General features: G+C 67.0%; 3 protein-coding genes. All 3 read right to left on the bottom strand.

Annotated features, from left to right (window positions below; genetic code table 11):
• Positions 1–41: 41 nt before the first annotated feature.
• Genes Q0817_RS19790 through Q0817_RS19780 form a run of 3 tightly spaced genes read right to left on the bottom strand, consistent with a single transcriptional unit; the run spans position 42 to position 3041 of the window.
• On the bottom strand, positions 42–1598 hold the full coding sequence (locus Q0817_RS19790) for a hypothetical protein (RefSeq protein WP_298592137.1): 1557 nt from the start codon (positions 1596–1598) through the stop codon (positions 42–44).
• The gene (locus Q0817_RS19785) at positions 1591–1932 is read right to left on the bottom strand and encodes a helix-turn-helix transcriptional regulator (RefSeq protein ID WP_109223260.1); all 342 of its coding nucleotides are present in this window, start codon (positions 1930–1932) and stop codon (positions 1591–1593) included. The genes Q0817_RS19790 and Q0817_RS19785 overlap by 8 nt, the downstream gene beginning before the upstream one ends.
• Positions 1929–3041, bottom strand: a complete 1113-nt coding sequence (locus Q0817_RS19780; protein WP_298592127.1) for a site-specific integrase — start codon at positions 3039–3041, stop codon at positions 1929–1931. The genes Q0817_RS19785 and Q0817_RS19780 overlap by 4 nt, the downstream gene beginning before the upstream one ends.
• Positions 3042–3292: the final 251 nt, after the last annotated feature.

Genomic DNA, 3292 nt, shown 5'->3' with positions numbered 1-3292 from the left:
TTGATGGGAAAGTGCGTTATCCGTTTCTTCGGTGATCGAGGTCATCGGGGCTGTTGGCGTTTCAGGTCGATGTAGTCGGACATGGGTGTGGCGGATCGGGCGGCGTGCTGGGCAATAACGTCGGGGCTGTAGCCGAGGAGATCGATCAGGGTTCGTGCGTCGACTTCTTGGGTGAGGTCGCGCAGGGTGGCGTTGCGGGCGCGTTGGGCGTCAATGCCGAGGACTTTGAGCCTGCCGGAGAGAGTGTTCGGGTGCAGGTGCCGGCCCGCACGGGTGCCAGGGAACAGCCACGGCGTGCCGGTGTTGATGGTGTTCTGGTGCCCGGGGTCCTGCAGGTGCTGCCAGAACACCTCGGTGAGCGCTTCGGGAATGGCTGTCGGGGTGGTCCCGAGGGTGAGGAGCATGCCGTCCGGTGTGGCCGTGAGGTGTTCCCGGCGGAGCAGGACGATCTTGTTCAGGGGATGGGCCCACAGCAGCAGGATCAGCCCGGCCAGGCGGGTGGAACTGGTGACCTGGCGGTGTTCGAGGCAGTTCCGGAGGAGCTCGAGGCGCTGTGACTGGGTGATCATGGGCGTGGAGTGGGCGTTGCGGAACGGCACCTGAAGTGCCCCGGTGCGGTGGTCTTGGTCGTGGTCGAGCCAGCGGATGAAGGCGCGGATGTGCTTGCGGGTACTGGGGCCGGCGCTGAGGTAGTCGTCGAGGTGGAGTTGCTGAAGTTCTTGCTCGGTCGCGTGATGGTGTGCTCGTAGCCAGATGAGGAACTTCCCGGCTTCGGTGATCTCTTGTTTGGCCGTATGGGTGCTGGCCTGAAGATCGGCATCGGGATCGGCCGCCTGGGCGCGGATGCGCTGGAGGTGGTGCTCGGTGGCGAAGCGTTCGATGAGGTGGGCGGTGCCGTCCTCGGGCAGGGCCGCGATCCTGGTGGTGAGCCAGTGTTCGAACCGTGCGAGGGTCTCGTTGCCGCGGGCGTCCATCATGCGGTGATGGACGAGCAGAGCCCGGAGGTGTTCGGCGGCGTTCGAGCGGGGGAGACGGTCGAAGGCTTCGTGGGTGAGCGCCAGTTCGCGGGCGCCGATAGCTTCCAGCAGGGTCCTGGCCCGGGTGCCTGGGCGCATGTAGGTATAGACGCTCTCGGGTCGTTGGGAACCGGTGAGCACTTTGATGAGCCGGTGCAGGCGTAGGTCCTCGCCGGGGACGAGCACGGTGGTGAGGTCGTCGGTGAGCGCGCAACGGATGCAGAGCCCGGCCCGGAACCTCTCGGCCTCGCGGTGACAGCGGGTGCAGGTCAGGGCGGTGGTGATGCCGGCGCAGTCACGGCAGAGGGGCTCTCGTTCGGCGGAGCGACCCGGGAGCATGCGGTGTTCCCCGCAGTGCGGGCAGGTGCCGTAGGTGTGGGTGGCTTCGGTGAAGCAGGCCCCGCAGATGGCTCCGTCGGGCCAGTGCACGCGGATCTTGGCGACCTGCTGGTGGCAACGGTCGCAGGCGTGGGGCCCGGCCGAGCGGGGCCGGCCGCGTTTGTTCGGGGTGGGGAGGTCGGTGAGCGTGGGCGGCCGGGCGGATCCGTTGCCGTCGGTGGCCGGGCGCCAGGGGTCAGTCATCGTCGTCGATGATCCGGGCGCGCACGGGGCGGTAGTGGCGAAGGTCAGGGAGGTCTTCACCGGTCCCCGCGCGGTGTTGCCGGGCGGTCTTGGCGTCGGTGGCCGTGTAGGTGATCAGGTCGTTGGGCGTGACCTCGAGGGCGTCGCAGAGGGCGACGAGGACCTTGAAGGAGATCCGCTCCGGCTGCTGGGTCACGATGCGCCACACGGCATTGGCGGTGAGGGTGATGCCACGTTCGTGCAACAGCTCGGCGAGGTCCTTGGCGGTGTGCACGCCGCGACGTGCCATGATCTCGCGGACCCGCCAGGTGTAGGTGATCTCGCGTGTGCTCATGGGGCTCTCCTGGGTGCGGGCAGCCCGAGGGCTGCCTGGATGGTGCGGTCGTGGGCCCGTTCCAGGGCCAGCCGCTGGTAGTCGGGGGAGGGCAGGGAGTAGATCGAGGTCGTCGCGGCGTGCTCGTGACCGAGCTGGAGTTGAACGAAGGTGACGTCGAAGCCCGCCCCGGTGATCAGCTGTGTGGCGTAGGAACGACGGAAGGAGTGCAGATCGAGCCCGGGCGGGAAACCGAGCTCATCGATGAAGCCTCGCAGCCGCCCGAGCAGATGCGATTCGCCCACGATCGCCCCGGTGCTGGTGGGGAAGAGATCACTCACCGGGTGCCCGTAGCGGGGCAGCCCGTTGCGGATCCAGTCCTGGATCATCTCCGCGGACCAGGGCCAGACGGTCAACACGGAGCGGACCTTCTTCGCCGAGCCACGGTGGGACTTGCCCCAGCGCACGCGCAGCACGCCGTGGCCGCCCAGGTAGGGGGCCCGGTTGTTGGACGAGAAATCCACGACCTGCAGGTGCCGCAGTTCGTTGGCGCGCAGCCCCCAGCTGTAGGCCGTCTTGAACGCGATCGCGTCCCGCCAGGCGGCCACCGCACCCTTGCGCCCGGAGACCAGGATCCGCTCGACCTCCAGATCGGCCAGATCGAACAACTCCTGCAGCTCGGCCTGGGTGAAAGGACGTTTGGCCGGGCGCGCCTCGGTGGGCTGGGCATGGGTGAGGCGGTTGAGCTCGGTCACGACCTGGGCGAAGACCTGCCCGAACGACCTCGCGGCCTGCTCGCACCAGTCGTAGTGCGGATCGCAGGCGTAGTCGCAGAACAGCTTGATCGCCCCCTGATAGGAGCGCACGCTCCCGTGAGAGAGGTTGCGCACCGCACGGGCGTGGGAGAAGAAGTCGTCCGCGTCTGACAGCGTCCACTCCCACGGGTAGCGCCCCGAGAAGTCCACCAGGCTCATCACGACGCTGCGCCGGGTGCGAATCGTGGCCGGCGCGAAGTCCTTCGCCCGCTGCTGAGCACCCCACCCATCCAAGACACTGGCCAGGAAGACGTCCGGATCGGGGGCCTGCCCACCGAAGGGAACGAACCGCACGTTCTCGCCATCGTGGCCCATGAGTCGTCCTTGGATGTCAGAAGATGCTTGCGATAGTCGCACACAGATTGCGTGTATCGCAATCATCGCCGGGAAAGTCCAGGCCAGAAGCCGAACGGGCATGGTAGGTCCGGGGGCCATTCGCATCCCGCACGGCACGTCGCCCTGAGGCGATCAAGCAGGATAAGCCCAAGTCAGAAGGCAGTTGGAGGAACATCGGAGCTGTTACCCGAAACCTCACAATGTGCAGAAACCGCGAATAGAGTCGTTGT

The sequence above is a fragment of the uncultured Kocuria sp. genome (assembly GCF_947500125.1).
GTDB lineage: Bacteria > Actinomycetota > Actinomycetes > Actinomycetales > Micrococcaceae > Kocuria.
Note: the sequence above shows the minus strand (reverse complement) of the source record. Positions and strands in the feature narration are given on the sequence as shown.

Coding starts and splice junctions, on each gene's coding strand:
- Q0817_RS19790 (WP_298592137.1), bottom strand. CDS start 1,598: ATGACTGACCCCTGGCGCCCGGCCACCGACGGCAACGGATCCGCCCGG.
- Q0817_RS19785 (WP_109223260.1), bottom strand. CDS start 1,932: ATGAGCACACGCGAGATCACCTACACCTGGCGGGTCCGCGAGATCATG.
- Q0817_RS19780 (WP_298592127.1), bottom strand. CDS start 3,041: ATGGGCCACGATGGCGAGAACGTGCGGTTCGTTCCCTTCGGTGGGCAG.